Source organism: Stenotrophomonas sp. ZAC14D1_NAIMI4_1 (assembly GCF_003086775.1).
Taxonomy (GTDB): domain Bacteria; phylum Pseudomonadota; class Gammaproteobacteria; order Xanthomonadales; family Xanthomonadaceae; genus Stenotrophomonas.
Genome location: NZ_CP026001.1, coordinates 1,902,962 through 1,917,645, shown reverse-complemented (window position 1 = coordinate 1,917,645; position 14,684 = coordinate 1,902,962). Strand labels below are relative to the sequence as shown.

Genomic DNA, 14,684 nt, shown 5'->3' with positions numbered 1-14,684 from the left:
TTGGGGGAAGCGGTCGCCAGCCAATGCCCGCGACCGCGGGGTGCATGTCAGTGGTGAATGGTGGGCTCGCCGTGCTGCACCAGCTGGCCACCGCCGTTGCGGGTGACGAACTTGCGCAGGGCCACGTAGAACACCGGGGTCAGGAACAGGCCGAACAGGGTCACGCCCAGCATGCCGGCAAACACCGTGATGCCGGTGACAGAGCGCACTTCGGCGCCTGCACCATGGGACAGGACCAGCGGCACGGTGCCGGCGATGAACGCGATGGAGGTCATCACGATCGGGCGCAGGCGCAGGCGGCAGGCTTCCAGGGCCGATTCAACGATGCCCTTGCCACCCATCTCCAGCTCTCTGGCAAATTCGACGATCAGGATCGCGTTCTTGCACGCCAGGCCCATCAGCACCACCAGGCCGACCTGCACGAACACGTTGTTGTCGCCGCCGGTCATCCACACACCGAACAGGGCCGACAGCAGGGTCATCGGCACGATCAGGATCACCGCCAGCGGCAGCGACCAGCTTTCGTACAGCGCTGCCAGCACAAGGAAGGCCAGCATGATCGCCACCGGGAAGACGATGAAGGCGGCCTTGCCCTGGGTGGCCTGCTGGTAGCTCAGGTCAGTCCATTCGGTGGTCATGCCCACCGGCAGCACCTTGTCGGCGATCTCGGTCAGCTTGTTCATCGCTTCGGCCGAGGACAGCAGGCGCGGATCGGCTTCACCGGCCAGATCGGCCGCCGGGTAACCGTTGAAGCGCAGCACCGGGTCCGGGCCGAAGGTCTGCTTGATGGTGACCATCGAACCGATCGGCACCATCTCGCCGCGATCATTGCGGGTACGCAGCTTGCCGATGTCCTCGACGCTCTCGCGGAACGGGCCGTCGGCCTGGGCGATCACCTGCCAGGTACGACCGAACTGGTTGAAGTCGTTGACGTAGGCCGAACCGAGGTAGGTCTGCAGGGTGTCGAACAGCTCGGTGAGCTGCACGCCCTGGGCCTTGGCTTTCACGCGATCCACTTCCGCATCCAGCTGCGGCACGTTGGCCTGGTAGCTGGAAATCGGGAAGGCCATGCCCGGGGTCTGCGCAACGGCACCCTGCATCGACTGCACGGCATTCTGCAGCACGCCGTAACCCAGGTTGCCACGGTCCTCGATGAACATCTGGTAGCCGTTGCCGTTACCCAGGCCGAGGATCGGCGGCGGCATCAGGGCGAAAGCAAAGCCTTCCTGCAGGCCGGCGATCTTCTGGTTGATCTCCGCGTTGATCTGCGCGGCGGTACGGCCATGGCGCTCGTTGAACGGCTTGAGCGGAATGAACGCCACGCCGGTGTTGGGCGTATTGGTGAACTGCAGCGCGTTGAGGCCCGGGAACGAAATGGTGTGGGCGACGCCATCGGTTTCCTGGGCGATCTTGGCGACCTTGCGCAGCATTTCATCGGTACGCGCGATCGACGAACCTTCCGGCAGCTTCACGCCGGCGATCAGGTACAGCTTGTCCTGGGTCGGGATGAAGCCCGGCGGCACCAGCTTGAAGATCACGCCGGTACCGACCAGCAGGATCGCGTAGACCACGAACACTGCACCGCGACGGCCGAGGATCTTCGACACGCCACGCTCGTACTTCTCCGAGCTGGACTTGAAGAAGCGGTTGAACGGGCGGAACACCCAGCCGAACAGGCGGTCGATGATGCGCGTCGGCGCATCCTTGGCGGCGTCATGCGGCTTCAGCAGGCGCGCGGCCAGGGCCGGCGACAGGGTCAGCGAGTTGATGGCCGAGATCACCGTGGAGATGGCGATGGTGACGGCGAACTGCTTGTAGAACTGGCCGGTGACGCCGGACAGGAAGGCCATCGGGACGAACACGGCGCACAGCACCAGCGCGATCGCGATGATCGGGCCGGACACTTCGCGCATGGCCTGGTGGGCCGCTGCCAGCGGGGTGAGGCCTTCCTCGATGTTGCGTTCAACGTTTTCCACGACCACGATCGCGTCGTCGACCACGATGCCGATCGCCAGCACCAGGCCGAACAGGCTCAGCGTGTTGATCGAGAAGCCCAGCAGGTACAGCGCGGCAAAGGTACCCACGACCGACACCGGCACGGCGATCAGCGGAATGATCGAGGCACGCCAGGTCTGCAGGAACAGGATCACCACCAGCACCACCAGGGCGATGGCTTCGAGCAGGGTGGACACCACGGCCTTGATCGAATCGCGCACGAAGATGGTGGTGTCATACACCGCTTCGTACTTCACGTCGGCAGGCATGGTCTTCTGCATCTCGTCCATGGTGCCGATGACCGCATCACGGATCTCAAGCGCATTGGCACCCGGCGACTGGAAGACGCCGATGCCGACCGCGTTCTTGCCATCCAGCTGCGAACGCAGGGTGTAGTCGCCGGCACCCAGTTCCACGCGGGCCACATCGGACAGGCGCACGATCTCGCCATCGGTGCCGCTCTTGAGCACGATGTCGCCGAACTCCTTTTCGCTCTTCAACCGGCCCTGGGCATTGATCAGGGTCAGGAACTGGCTGTTGGGCAGCGGCTCGGCACCGAGCTGGCCCGCCGAAACCTGCACGTTCTGCTCGCGCATGGCGCGCACCACGTCGCTGGCGGTCAGGCCACGCGAGGCCACCTTGTCCGGGTCCAGCCAGGCGCGCATGGCGTAGTCACCGCCACCGAAGATCTGTGCATCACCCACGCCCGGGATACGGGCCAGCGCGTCCTTGACGTGCAGGCGGGCGTAGTTGCGCAGGTACAGGGTGTCGTACTTGCCATTGGGCGAGGTCAGGTGCACCACCATCAGGAACGTCGGCGACTGCTTCTGGGTGGTCACACCCTGCCGGCGCACGTCCTCGGGCAGGCGTGCCTGCGCCTGCGCCACGCGGTTCTGCACCTTCACCGCTGCGGCATCCGGGTCGGTGCCCGGGCGGAAGGTGACGGTCATCTGCAGCACGCCATCGGAGCCGGCCACCGACTTGAGGTACATCATGCCCTCGACGCCGTTGATCGCCTCTTCCAGCGGGGTGGCCACGGTTTCAGCGATGACCTTGGGGTTGGCGCCCGGGTAGACCGTGCGCACGACCACCGAGGGCGGCACCACTTCGGGGTACTCGCCGATCGGCAGCAACGGGATCGAGATCAGGCCAGCGGCGAAGATCACGATCGACAGCACCGCCGCGAAGATCGGCCTGTCGATGAAGAAACGGGAAAAGTCCATGGAGGAATTCCTGGGAAATGCCGCCGACGGGCAACAGCCGCCCTGCCCCTCGTCAAAATGACGAAGGCAGGGAAGGCTGTCGCTGGCGCCGACAGCTAAGCGGAAACTTGGATCAGGAGACGGCGGATCAGTGGTTCAGGGCGGCGGTGGCATCGCGGCCCGGTGCGGGCGCCGGCGAGGGCTGCATCGCCACCGCCTTGGCCTGCACCGGCATGCCCGGCATGAAGACCTTCTGCACGCCGTCGATGATGACCTTGTCACCGGCGGCCAGGCCGCTCTGGACGATGCGCAGGCCTTCGGCGGTGCGGCCGAGCTGGATGTCGCGGCGCTGGGCCTTGCCATCCTTGTCGACCACGTACACGTACTTGCGGTCCTGGTCGGTCAGCACGGCCTTGTCGTCGATCAGCATGGCCTGGAACTGGCCGCTGCCCAGCAGCTGCACGCGGGCGAACAGGCCCGGGGTGAACTGGCGGTCGGCGTTGTCCAGCAGCGCGCGGACGCGGATGGTGCCGGTGCTGCGGGCCACCTGGTTGTCGAGGAAATCGACCTTGCCGGTGTGCGGGTAACCTTCTTCACCGGACAGGCCGACCTTCACCGGCAGCTCGCTGTCACGCTCGCTCGGGCGTTCGCCCTTGCGGGCCATCTGGGCGTAGCGCAGGAAGGTGCTTTCGTCGGCATCGAAGTACACGAACACCGTATCCAGCGAGACCAGCGTGGTCAGCACGCTGGCGCTGTCGCCGGCGGTGACCAGGTTGCCGGCGGTGACCATCGCGCGGCCAGCACGGCCGTCGATGGGCGCGCGCACCTTGGTGAATTCCAGGTTGAGGCGCGCGGCATCCAATGCTGCCTGCGCAGCCTGCACCGCCGCACCGGACTGGTCAGCTGCAGCGCGACGCTGCTCGGCGGTCTCGGTGGAGATGGCCTGCTGCTCGGACAGGCGCTTGGCGCGCTCGGATTCACTGCGGGCCAGGCTGGCCTGGGTGCGGGCACGGGCCAGTTCGGCGGCGGCGCGATCGTACTCGGCCTGGTAGCTGCGGGCGTCGATGGTGAACAGGACAGCGCCCTTCTTCACTTCCTCGCCTTCAACGTAATTGACCTTGTCGATGTAGCCGGACACGCGCGGGCGCAGCTCGACGCTCTGCACGGCCTCGACGCGGCCGCTGAACTCGTCCCACTGGCTGATCGGCTTGACCAGCACCGGGGCGGCACTGACCTGCGGCGGCGGCGGTGCGCCGGCCTCTTCGGCATGGCCGCCACTGCAGGCGGCCAGCACCGCGGCTGCGAGGATCGACACGCCGGCCATCGCCAGGCGATGGCTGAAACGGTGTGAGGTGGTGTTGGGGGAAGTCATGGCATGCATCCGTACGGAAGGGGTGGTACAGCGTAGAAATCGAAGATCGGTAAATCGGCGGCGTAGCCTGCGACCTCAACGATGGTTGAGGTCAAGCAACGCCTGCGGTGTCGCGCCACAGCGGTGGCAGGTCGAGGTTCAACAGGCCGCGCGGCAGTTCCGCATCGCTGTTGTCGCAGCGGACGATGGCGCGGTTGTCGCGGCATCCGTCCAGCAGGGACACCGCGCGGCGGCCGACCAGCAGCGAGCTCGGCCACTCGATGCAGGCATTGGCCGCATTGGCCGGCGTGCAGACCGGGCTGCACACTTCCAGCATCTGCGCACGCACGCCCAGTGCCTGCGCTTCCTGATGCACCACCTGCGCGTACATGCGCAGCGCAGCGGTGGTGATGGAGGTTTCACCGTAGCCCGCCCAGGGCTTGGCACCGGCGGGGCTGCCGATCATCACGTAGCGGCGGGCATGCGGGTTGTCCTGCAGCAGTGGCAGCAGGTGGCGCACCGCATGGGCGTGCGGCATCAGGTCGGCCTGCATCGCACCGAGCAGCGCATCGCCGCTGCGGTCGATGACGCGGCCGCGGTTGTACGGTCCGCCCATCGCTGCGACCACCGCGGCCAGCGGGCGCGGACGCTGCGCCACGCGTTCGGCCAGCACCTTCGCCGAGCCGTCGTCACTGAGCGAGCCCAGCATCGTCTGCAGGCCCGGCTCATCGGCGAACTGCTCGTGCAGTGCCGCCAGTCGGCCCGGGTCGCGCCCCACCACCAGGACCGGACTGCCGGCCTCCAGCAGGGCGCCGACCACGCCCTGGCCGACGGCACCGGTGCCGCCGAGAACCAGGACTTCGGGCGTCAGAATCCCATTCACGGGACATTTCCTCCCAAATCCGGGATAGTCCCAATTCGACGCAGTCGATCGCCCTGCTGGGCGGACAGGCGGATCGAGCTGCCGCGCTGGTTACGCATGGGCGCGGTAAACTCCCGGAAATCCTTGTGTACCAAGGAACTGGGGCGGGCTTCGACGGTCATTGCCAGGTCCAGAGCGTTCTGGCCGGCACGCCGGAAGTGGGCAAGAATGTTGCGCAGGCTCATGGGGGACGAGCTCCATTTCACGAATGGCGCCACGATAGACCTCAAACCTTTACTTGATTAGTCCGGATTAAGGGGAATAATCATCCCGTCCCCGGTCCAATCGATCTGTCACGATTGTCCCATCCCCGCCGTCCAGGATCCCGACCATGTCCCACGATCTCAACGAGACGCTGATCTTCGTCAAGGTGGTCGAGCAAGGCAGCTTCATTGCCGCTGCCAAATCGCTCGGCCTGCCCAAGACCACGGTCAGCCGCAAAGTGCAGGAGCTGGAAACGCGCCTGGGCGCGCGCCTGCTGCACCGGACCACGCGCCGCCTCGGCCTGACCGAAGCCGGTTCGATCTATCACGAGCACTGCCAGCGCATCGCGCGCGAACTGGAAGAAGCCGAGAGCGCGGTGAGCCAGCTGCAGTCGGGCCCGCGTGGCTGGCTGCGTTTCACCGTGCCCTACTCCATCGGCATTACCTGGATCGCGCCGCTGCTGGGCCAGTTCCACGCGCAGTACCCGGAAATCCGCCTGGACATGCACCTGGGCAACGAGAAACTGGACCTGATTGCAGGCGAGGCCGATCTTGCCCTGCGCGTGGGTGCCCTGCCCGATTCCAACCTGGTTGCGCGCAAGCTGGGCAGCCTGCGCACGCAGGTGTTTGCCAGCCCGGCCTACATCGAACGCTACGGCGAGCCGCTGCACCCGGAGGAACTGCAGTTCCACCGCATCCTGGCCATGCGCAAGCCGTACCACACCGGCAACTCGCCGCGCTTCACCTGGCAGCTGGGCGAGAACGGTGGCGAGCTGCGCGATTTCCCGGTGACGCCACTGATGACCGCCAACGACATGTCGGCGTTGAACGGCGCGCTGGTGTGCGGCGAAGGCCTGCTGCTGACCGGCGACGTGATGGCCAAGCCGTTCGTCGAATCGGGCATGGTGCGCCGCGTTCTGGCCGGCTGGACCGGGCCGGAAGTGGACTTCAACGCGGTGTTTGCCGGCGGCCGCCTGGTCTCGCCGAAGGTGCGTGCCTTCGTCGATTTTCTGGTGGAGAAGCTCAACTTCGACGCCAACTACATGCTGGCGCAGTGCCCGGCGGCGAAGCTGGCACGGCAGCAGCAGGAAAAGGAAGATGCCGCGCTGGAAAACAGCGGCAAGCGCATCCTCGAGAAGGTCACTGCTGCGGCATGATCGACGGTAGTGCCGGCCGCCGGCCGGCACGTCACCGCCCATCAACCCAATACGTGCTCGACCAGCGCGCGCAGCTTTGGTTCGGCTTGGCGGCGGCTCGGGTAATACAGGAAAAAGCCCGCGAAACGCGGGCAGTACGGCTCCAGCAGCGGCACCAGTTCGCCGCGCTGCAGCCACGGCCGCCAGGTCTCTTCCATGCCGATGGCGATGCCCGCGCCGGCCACCGCCAGGCGCGCCATCACGCCCATGTCGTTGCTGGTGATTTCCGGCTGCACATCGACGCTGAACTCCCGTCCGCGCTCTTCGAATTCCCAGCGATACGGCGCCTTGCCCGGCGCACTGCGCCACCCGATGCAGCGATGATCGGCCAGCTCGCGCGGATGCGTGGGCAGCGCATGCTGATCGCGGTATGCCGGCGCGCACACCACCAGCTGCCGCTGCCGTGCCGATACCGGTACCGCCACCATGTCCTGGGCGATGACTTCGCCCAGGCGCACACCGGCATCGAACCCCGCACCGACGATGTCGAATTCTTCGTCGCTCACCGTGATGTCCAGCTGCAGCGCCGGGTGCCGCGCCGCGAAGCTGGCCAGCATTGGCCCGGCCAGAAAGGCTTCTGCGATGGAGGACACCGCGAGCCGCAGTTGCCCGGATACGGCAGCCTGGCGACGCTGGGTCGCCTCCAGCGCGGTATCCAGCTCTGCCAGCGCCGGCCGCACCGAGGACAGCAGCGCCTGCCCTGCATCGGTCAGGTTGACGCTGCGCGTGGTGCGCAAAACCAGGGCGATGCCCAGCCCCTGTTCCAGCTTGCTGATCGTCTGGCTGACCGCAGACCGGGTCACGCCCAGCTGCTCGGCGGCGCCGGTGAAGCTGCGGCATTCGGCCACCCGCTGGAACACGGCAAGGGCATTGAGATCCACGGACATTGGTTAGCAGTCCTTAACATGCTGATCGGCAATCGGCATCTTATCGCGACAACGTGGGGGATCTACCGTGGCGACACCGGGTCCAGACCGACCCTTTCCCCGTCCAGGAGTCCTGCCATGAGCCTTTCCCGAACCATCCTCATCACCGGCGCATCCAGTGGCATCGGTGCCGGCATCGCCCGCGCACTGGCCCAGCCTGGCGCGCGCCTCGTGCTCGGCGCACGCCGCCTCGACCGGCTGCAGGCACTCGCCGACGAACTGCGCGGACAAGGCGCGCAGGTGCGGGTGCAGGCACTGGACGTGACCCAGCGCGCGCAGGTCGAAGCGTTCGCTGCGATGGCGCTGGCGGAGTTCGGCAGTATCGACGTGATCGTCAACAACGCCGGCGTCATGCCGCTCTCGCCGATGGCCTCGCTGAAGGTGGACGAGTGGGACCGGATGATCGACGTCAACATCCGCGGCGTGCTGTACGGCATCGCCGCCGTGCTGCCGCACATGCAGGCGCGTGGCCAGGGCCAGATCATCAACATCGCCTCGATCGGTGCGCTGTCGGTGGTGCCGACGGCAGCGGTGTACTGCGCGACCAAGTACGCCGTGCGCGCGATCTCCGAGGGCCTGCGCCAGGAGCATCGCGACCTGCGGGTGACCTGCATCCACCCGGGCGTGGTCGAAAGCGAGCTGGCGGACACCATTACCGACCCGGTCGCCGCGGAGGCGATGGTGCAGTACCGCGCCATCGCGCTGCAGCCTGATGCGATCGGCCGCGCAGTGCGGTTCGCGATCGAGCAGCCGGGCGACGTGGACGTGAACGAGATCGTGGTGCGGCCGACGGCGGCGGGGTGATGTGTAGAGTCGAGCTTGCTCGACTGCTTTTTGTAGAGTCGAGCTTGCTCGACTGCCTTTTGTAGAGTCGAGCTTGCTCGACTGCCTTTTGTAGAGTCGAGCTTGCTCGACTGCCTTTTGTAGAGTCGAGCTTGCTCGACTGCCTTTTACGGAGTCGAGCATGGCTCGACTCTACAAAGCCCAGAGCGCGCCGACCAAGGTCGGCACCTACCAGAGCCCGAGCCGGCGCCGTCGAGCGTGCCGAGCAACGCTCGGCACCTACCGGCAGCAGGAGCCCTCGAGCATCGATGCGACTGAGAGTTCCATGGCGTGCCGAGCAACGCTCGGCACCCACAAAAATGCCGCCTGCAAGGGCGGCATTTTCGTTCCGGCCCAAGGCCGGACCGGCTCAAGCAGTAACGCTGCGCGTTACTGCTTGAGCGGAATCACACGGATTTCCACGCGGCGGTTCTGCGCGCGGCCGGCGTCGGTGCTGTTGTCGGCAATCGGATAGGCCTTGCCGGCGCCCAGGGTTTCAATGCGCACCTGCTGCACGCCCTGGCCGACCAGATACTGGGCCACCGAATCCGCGCGCTCCTTCGACAGGCGGTTGTTCACCGCGTCGCTGCCGATGCTGTCGGTGTGGCCGACCACTTCGATCATGGTCTGGTTGTACTCGTTCAGCGTGCTGGCAACGCCGTTGAGCGAGCCATAGAACTGCGGCTTCAACGCCGACTTGCCGAAATCAAAGGTGATGCCGTCCGGCAGGTTCAGGGTGATGTTGTCGCCCTGGCGCTGCACGTCGATGCCGGTGTTGGCGGTGCGCTCACGCAGGGCGCGCTCCTGGCGATCCTGGTAGTTGCCGATGGCCGCGCCACTCAGCGCGCCGATGCCGGCGCCGACCAGTGCGTGCTGGCGACGTTCGGTGGCGCTGTTGCCGCTCAACAGGCCGGCAGCGACACCGACGGCGGTACCGATCAGGGCGCCGCGACCGGTGCGGTTCTGCTGTTCGGTCGGGTTGCCGTACTGGTCACTCTGCACATAGGAGCCGCCGGTGGCGCACGCCGTCAGCGCGGCAGCGGTCATCAGGGCCAGGGCGACGTTGCGGGTGGTGTTGCGGATCATGGTGGTCTCCTTGGATGCCGGCCAGTGCGGCGTGCGAACGACCCGGAGGATATACAGCCCGGCGCGATGCCGGGATGATGGATGTGAAGGCCGGACGTGCTGCATTCAGCTTTCTGAGCCGGCCTTCATCGGCGGCCTTTACGCGCCGCCCGTGCTCCGGTAGGCCGCCAGCGCGGCGTCGCGGCCTGCAGCCAGGTCCACCAGCGGGGTGCGCGGGTAGCCCGGCGCCTTGTCGGCAAGCAGCAGCGGATGCTGCCACGGCGCGAAGCGCGCCTTGACCGGCAGCGCCGCCAGTTCCGGCACCCAGCGGGTGATGTAACGGGCCTGCGGATCGAACTTCTCGGCCTGGGTAACCGGATTGAACACGCGGAAGTACGGCGCCGCGTCGGCCCCGGTGCCCGCCACCCATTGCCAGCCCATCGTGTTGTTGGCCAGGTCGGCATCGACCAGCGTGTCCCAGAACCAGCGCGCGCCGTGCAGCCAGTGCGCGCGCAGGTGCTTGCACAGGTAGCTGGCAACGATCATCCGCACCCGGTTGTGCATGTAACCGGTATGCCACAGCTCGCGCAGGCCGGCATCAACGATCGGCACGCCGGTGTTGCCACGCTGCCAGTCGTGCAGCTGCGCGCCACTGGGGTTGGCCCAGGGGAAGCGATCAAAGCGCGGGTTGAGGTTCTCGTCCGGCGTCTTCGGGAAGTGGTGCAGCAGGTGATAGGCGAAATCACGCCAACCGAGCTGGCGCAGGTAGCCGTCGATATCGGCATCGGTGCCGGCACTGCGCAGGCCTTCCAGCGCATGGGCGATGCGCCACGGTGCGATCTCACCAAAATGCAGGTGCGGCGACATCCGCGAGGTGCCTACACGGTCCGGCAGGTCACGCTGCTCGCGGTACCCGCGCAGGGCGCCATCCTCGAACACCGACAACGCCTCCAGCGCACCCGCTTCGCCCGGCTGCCAGTGCTCCCAGAAGCCGGTGTCCCAGTCCAGCGTCGGCGCCAGCTGCAGTTCCTCCAGCGCGCGGCTGGCGACGCCGTGCGATGCCAGCTTCTTCGGCGCGGGTTGCAGCGCAGGCAGGCGCCAGTGGCTGAGCACGTTGCGCCAGTACGGGGTGAACACCTTGTACGGCTGCCCCTGCTGGGTGGCGACATCCCACGGCTCGAACAGCAGGCTGCCGTTGCAGCTCTGCGCATCAACGCCCTGCTCGCGCAGGGTGCGCTTGATGCTGGCGTCGCGCGGCTGGGTGGCCGGCTCGTACTTGCGGTTCCAGTAGACGGCCTCGGCGCCGGTCTCTTCGATCAGCGCCTGCAGCGCGTCCAGGCTGTCGCCGCTGCGCAGCACCAAGGCCGAACCACGCGCGCGCAGGTCAGCATCGAGCGCGGCCAGCGAGCGGTGTCGCCAGGCATCCGACGCTGCGCCAGGCACCCATTCGCCCTCCTCCTGCGGCGCATGGATGTAGACCGGCACCACCTCGTGGCCGGCATCGAGCGCGGCCTGCAGGGCCGGATTGTCCTGCAGCCGCAGATCGCGGCGGAACCACACCAACGCTACCGACACGTGCATCGCCTTCGTTCTGGATGGCGCACATGATAGCCAGCGGCGGTGAAGGCATTGCACGCAGGACCATCTGCTAGGCTGCCGGGCCCACTACCGGAACAACGACGCCATGGATGACCTGCACGCTGCCTTCGCCCGTTTTGGCCCGCTGCAGGCCCAAGACGGACGTGACTGGCAGCGCCCGTTCCCGCTGCCGCCGGTGCTGGCGCGTTTCTACGCGCAGATCGGGCCGCTGGGCCAAGAGATCAATGCCAAGGTTGGCCGTGCCGGCATCACCATTCCCGGTCTGGAAGTGTGGGTTCCCCCGCTACAACGCCTGTGGCGTCACCAAGCGGGGTATCGCTGGAATGGCATCAGCGGCGAGCCGATCGACAGCTGGCCGTCGAACTGGCTGGTGATTGCCGACCGCGGTGCGGATCCCTTCATCCTCGACTTGGATGACGGACGGGTGTTGTTCAGCCACCACGGCGCCGGCCTGCTGGAGGCCGGCGAGATCGCTACGGATGTGCCGACCCTGATGGCGGCGCTGGCCGCCGCAGGCACGGTCTATCTGGATGCAGGCTACGATCTCTACAACGATGACGACGACGGCGGCATCCGCGCGGAGCACCAGGAGGCAGCCGTGCAGGCGGTGGCCCGGGTGCTGGGCGACCGGATCGACGCGGAGTCATTCATCGAGACGCTACTGGGCTGAATCCACGCATGGCGTGGGTCTACAGGCCGCGTTCGCGCTGGCCGTCCCAGGCATGGGCGATCATCGCCCGCCGATAGACCGAAGCCGCCTGCTCGGCCAGTTGCCGGTCATCGAGCAGCAGCAGGTAGCGCAGGAAACCACGCTGCAGCCGCTCGGCATGATCCAGCCCCAGCCCTCGTCGATCGGCAGCATCCATGACCTGCCAGTGGCTGCGCGCCAGTTCCTCGATCATGGCCGGGTCGGCAAGATCGATCTGCCCATAATCCCGCGACCGCGGCCTGATGGCTGCGACCGCCTGCGGCAGCACTGCGGGCTCCGGGTCCGGACCGGGTTTCCAGCGTCGCCCGCGAAGCACGCGCTGCACGCGCACGGGGATGGTCATCAGCACCACGGCCAGGGGAAACGGCAGCAGCACGAAACCAGCGGGGCCATGCCCCAGATCCTCCAGGCCCTCGCCCAGTTCCGGGCGCAGCGAAGACAATCCGTTGCCCAGGTGCATCAGCAGTACGGCAGCGATGAGGTGGAACCACGGGTACAACACGGCACGGTTCAGCCAGCGCCGCCAGAGACGAGGCGAGGAAAGGTCCGCCTTGTAGCGCCCGCCGAAGAAAAAGCCCGGCAGCAGCATCCAGACGAGCACCAGCCCGATCACCCAGTTCGCATCCATCCGTGTGCCGCTCCCCCGCGGCACAGCACCGCGCTGCGGCAGCCTATCCGGTTGCCGCAGCGTGTGCCATTCCCTCTCAACGCGTCGGGACAGCCTTAAAGCGCTTCATCGCCTCGCTGATCAGCGCACGGGCTTCGGCGGCATTGCCCCAGCCATTGAGCTGCACCGGGTTGCGGCCGGCCGGCAGGTCCTTGTAGACCCGGAAGAACGCCTCGATGCGCTGCCGTTCGATCTCAGGCAGATCGGACAGGTCGCGGATGTTGGCGTAGGTCGGGTCGACCTTGTCGGTGGGCACCCCGATCACCTTCTCGTCGTGCTCGCCGCCATCGATCATCTTCAGGTAGCCGATCGGGCGGAAGCGCACGATCACGCCGGGGTGCAGCGGTTCGCGGGTCAGCACCAGCGCATCCAGCGGATCGTTGTCACCGGCCAGCGTGCGCGGCATCGAGCCATAGTTGGCCGGATAGGCCACCGGCATCGACTGGAAGCGATCCACGTGCACCAGGCCGTCTTCCTTGATCTCGTACTTGGTGAAGCTGCCGGCCGGGATCTCCACCGCCAGGTTCACTTCGGCCGGGGCCTGCTTCGGCTGCGCCGCCAGGAACGGGTGCAGCACGCTGTCGGCGGCGGTCACGGCACCGGCCACCAGCAGCAGGGCTGCGCCCAGGGCGGCCAGCGGTTCGATGCGTCGCGATGCATTCATGCGGCCACTCCTCATTCCCAGCAACGGTCGGCACGGCCCTTGGCGGTCTGCGCACGCGGGCAGTCGCGCGGGGCGATGCGGTCTTCGCGCAGCTCCACCCGCTGCTTGCCGCCAGCGGCGTCGCGGCGCAGCTCGAAGGCATCGTACAACCGGCCGGTGACGGTGCGGGCTTCGTAGCGCAGGTGCTGCGGGTCGATCTTCAGCACCTGGAACAGCTGGGTGTCCTCGGCCACCGGGTCCATGGTCCGGCGTGCCTCGTCGGACAGGCGGTACTGCTTCGGGCCGGCCACCGTCACCACGTACTGCGGCGTGGCGGCCTGCCCTTCGCCGCGGCGGCCGTAGGTGTGGTCGTGGCCCTGCAGCACCAGGTCGACGTTGTGGCGGCGGACCACCGGCAGCAGCACGTCGCGCAGCGCCCCGTTCTCGCGGCCTTCGCGCGGCGAATAGAACGGCTGGTGCAGCAGCACGATGGTCCACGGGTGCGGGTTGTTGGCCAGCACCTTGTCCAGCCACTGCGCCTGCGCCTTGGCCGTACCCAGGTCGAGTGCGGACGTGCCATCGAGCACGGCCACGCGCACGTCCTGCACGTCGAACCAGTAGGTGCTGCTGGCCGCGGCTGCGGCACCATTGCCCGGCAGCGCGAACGTCACCGGCCAGTGCTTGCCCAGCACGCGGCGTTCCTGCGGGGTGTCTTCGAACTCTTCGAAGTACTCGTGGTTGCCGATGGCCGGGGCCACCAGGGTCTCCTGCGCCAGCCAGCTGGTGGCGGCGAACCACTCGCCCCATTCGCTGTCATCGGCACCGTCGCCACCGCTGACCAGGTCACCGGCGAACAGGCTCATGCGCGCCTCCGGTGCGGTCTTCTGCGCGGCACGCACCACGCGGCTGACATGGCTGAGGTTCTTGTTCTGGGTATCGCCGAAATACAGCAGGGTCAGCGGCTCGCCGGCCTTGCCCAGCGTGCGCAGCTGGTTCCAGGCACTCCAGCTGCCATTGCCCTGCACGCGGTACACGTACAGGGTGTCCGGCGTCAGCCCCTCGACTTCGGCGCGATGGTGGTGCGACACGCCGTTCTCGGTCTTCAGCTCCTGGGTCTTCGCGCGCACCTGGCGGATGCCCTCGATGGCCGGCGAATCACCGGCCAGGGCGATTTCCAGCAGCGGCGCCTGCACGCTGCCATCGGTACGCCAGGCCACGGCGAAGCCCTGGCTGGGGTCGACCGACGGCGAGGCGACGATGCGGTCCGGCACGGTCGTGGCTGCATAGTGGTGGCTGCCCACCGGCACCTGGGTGTTCGGTTCGGCAGCGGCAAAGCCCAGCGCGGGAACCGCCAGCAGCAGCCCCAGCGCGAGGGCATTCATGC

The 14,684-nt window shown here is 67.2% G+C and carries 13 protein-coding genes; 3 read left to right on the top strand and 10 right to left on the bottom strand.

Annotation, left to right across the window (positions count from 1 at the left end; genetic code table 11):
* Positions 1-47: 47 nt before the first annotated feature.
* The 4 genes from C1927_RS09005 to C1927_RS08990 all read right to left on the bottom strand — a co-directional run bounded on the left by C1927_RS09005 (position 48) and on the right by C1927_RS08990 (position 5,655).
* Positions 48-3,218, bottom strand: coding sequence for a multidrug efflux RND transporter permease subunit (locus C1927_RS09005; protein ID WP_108746493.1), 3,171 nt, complete (start codon positions 3,216-3,218; stop codon positions 48-50).
* Between the two features lie 127 nt (positions 3,219-3,345).
* Entirely contained in the window at positions 3,346-4,569 is a 1,224-nt protein-coding gene (locus C1927_RS09000; RefSeq protein ID WP_174208682.1) for an efflux RND transporter periplasmic adaptor subunit, read from the bottom strand.
* Positions 4,570-4,660: 91 nt separating this feature from the next.
* Positions 4,661-5,431 (bottom strand): SDR family NAD(P)-dependent oxidoreductase, encoded by a 771-nt coding sequence (locus C1927_RS08995; protein WP_108746492.1) that lies wholly within the window; start codon positions 5,429-5,431, stop codon positions 4,661-4,663.
* Positions 5,428-5,655 (bottom strand): hypothetical protein, encoded by a 228-nt coding sequence (locus C1927_RS08990; protein WP_108746491.1) that lies wholly within the window; start codon positions 5,653-5,655, stop codon positions 5,428-5,430. Before C1927_RS08990 ends, C1927_RS08995 begins: the two co-directional genes overlap by 4 nt.
* Before the next feature lie 146 nt (positions 5,656-5,801).
* Between C1927_RS08990 and C1927_RS08985 the strand changes: the two genes are divergently transcribed.
* Positions 5,802-6,830, top strand: a complete 1,029-nt coding sequence (locus tag C1927_RS08985; RefSeq protein ID WP_108746490.1) for a LysR family transcriptional regulator — start codon at positions 5,802-5,804, stop codon at positions 6,828-6,830.
* A gap of 41 nt (positions 6,831-6,871) precedes the next feature.
* Here C1927_RS08985 and C1927_RS08980 read toward each other — a convergent pair whose 3' ends face one another.
* Entirely contained in the window at positions 6,872-7,756 is an 885-nt protein-coding gene (locus C1927_RS08980; RefSeq protein WP_108746489.1) for a LysR family transcriptional regulator, read from the bottom strand.
* A 117-nt stretch (positions 7,757-7,873) separates the two neighbouring features.
* On the opposite strand from C1927_RS08980, the gene C1927_RS08975 reads away from it, so the two are divergent.
* Positions 7,874-8,599 carry an SDR family oxidoreductase gene (locus tag C1927_RS08975; RefSeq protein WP_108746488.1) on the top strand — a complete coding sequence of 242 codons (726 nt, stop codon included), beginning with the start codon at positions 7,874-7,876 and terminating at the stop codon, positions 8,597-8,599.
* Positions 8,600-9,007: 408 nt separating this feature from the next.
* Here the strand turns inward: C1927_RS08975 and C1927_RS08970 are convergent, their stop codons facing one another.
* Both C1927_RS08970 and C1927_RS08965 read right to left on the bottom strand, forming a co-directional pair.
* Entirely contained in the window at positions 9,008-9,703 is a 696-nt protein-coding gene (locus C1927_RS08970) for an OmpA family protein (RefSeq protein WP_079221528.1), read from the bottom strand.
* A 138-nt stretch (positions 9,704-9,841) separates the two neighbouring features.
* On the bottom strand, positions 9,842-11,257 hold the full coding sequence (locus C1927_RS08965) for a deoxyribodipyrimidine photo-lyase (RefSeq protein WP_108747805.1): 1,416 nt from the start codon (positions 11,255-11,257) through the stop codon (positions 9,842-9,844).
* A 109-nt stretch (positions 11,258-11,366) separates the two neighbouring features.
* Between C1927_RS08965 and C1927_RS08960 the strand changes: the two genes are divergently transcribed.
* Positions 11,367-11,951, top strand: coding sequence for an SMI1/KNR4 family protein (locus tag C1927_RS08960; protein WP_079221527.1), 585 nt, complete (start codon positions 11,367-11,369; stop codon positions 11,949-11,951).
* Between the two features lie 19 nt (positions 11,952-11,970).
* Here C1927_RS08960 and C1927_RS08955 read toward each other — a convergent pair whose 3' ends face one another.
* From C1927_RS08955 to C1927_RS08945, 3 genes are all read right to left on the bottom strand, one after another.
* A complete protein-coding gene (locus C1927_RS08955; RefSeq protein ID WP_079221526.1) occupies positions 11,971-12,618 on the bottom strand; it encodes a hypothetical protein in 648 nt (215 codons plus the stop codon).
* 76 nt (positions 12,619-12,694) lie between these two features.
* Positions 12,695-13,321, bottom strand: coding sequence for an inorganic diphosphatase (locus tag C1927_RS08950; protein WP_079221525.1), 627 nt, complete (start codon positions 13,319-13,321; stop codon positions 12,695-12,697).
* An 11-nt stretch (positions 13,322-13,332) separates the two neighbouring features.
* Complete coding sequence (locus C1927_RS08945; protein WP_254051585.1) at positions 13,333-14,682, bottom strand: metallophosphoesterase family protein; 1,350 nt, start codon at positions 14,680-14,682, stop codon at positions 13,333-13,335.
* Between the last annotated feature and the right edge of the window lie 2 nt (positions 14,683-14,684).

Bases quoted from the DNA above. Each gene is read 5' to 3' on its own strand.
- C1927_RS08955 (WP_079221526.1), bottom strand. From the start codon at position 12,618: ATGGATGCGAACTGGGTGATCGGGCTGGTGCTCGTCTGGATGCTGCTG.
- C1927_RS08960 (WP_079221527.1), top strand. From the start codon at position 11,367: ATGGATGACCTGCACGCTGCCTTCGCCCGTTTTGGCCCGCTGCAGGCC.
- C1927_RS09005 (WP_108746493.1), bottom strand. From the start codon at position 3,218: ATGGACTTTTCCCGTTTCTTCATCGACAGGCCGATCTTCGCGGCGGTG.
- C1927_RS08990 (WP_108746491.1), bottom strand. From the start codon at position 5,655: ATGAGCCTGCGCAACATTCTTGCCCACTTCCGGCGTGCCGGCCAGAAC.
- C1927_RS08970 (WP_079221528.1), bottom strand. From the start codon at position 9,703: ATGATCCGCAACACCACCCGCAACGTCGCCCTGGCCCTGATGACCGCT.
- C1927_RS08980 (WP_108746489.1), bottom strand. From the start codon at position 7,756: ATGTCCGTGGATCTCAATGCCCTTGCCGTGTTCCAGCGGGTGGCCGAA.
- C1927_RS08975 (WP_108746488.1), top strand. From the start codon at position 7,874: ATGAGCCTTTCCCGAACCATCCTCATCACCGGCGCATCCAGTGGCATC.
- C1927_RS08950 (WP_079221525.1), bottom strand. From the start codon at position 13,321: ATGAATGCATCGCGACGCATCGAACCGCTGGCCGCCCTGGGCGCAGCC.
- C1927_RS08945 (WP_254051585.1), bottom strand. From the start codon at position 14,682: ATGAATGCCCTCGCGCTGGGGCTGCTGCTGGCGGTTCCCGCGCTGGGC.
- C1927_RS08985 (WP_108746490.1), top strand. From the start codon at position 5,802: ATGTCCCACGATCTCAACGAGACGCTGATCTTCGTCAAGGTGGTCGAG.
- C1927_RS09000 (WP_174208682.1), bottom strand. From the start codon at position 4,569: ATGACTTCCCCCAACACCACCTCACACCGTTTCAGCCATCGCCTGGCG.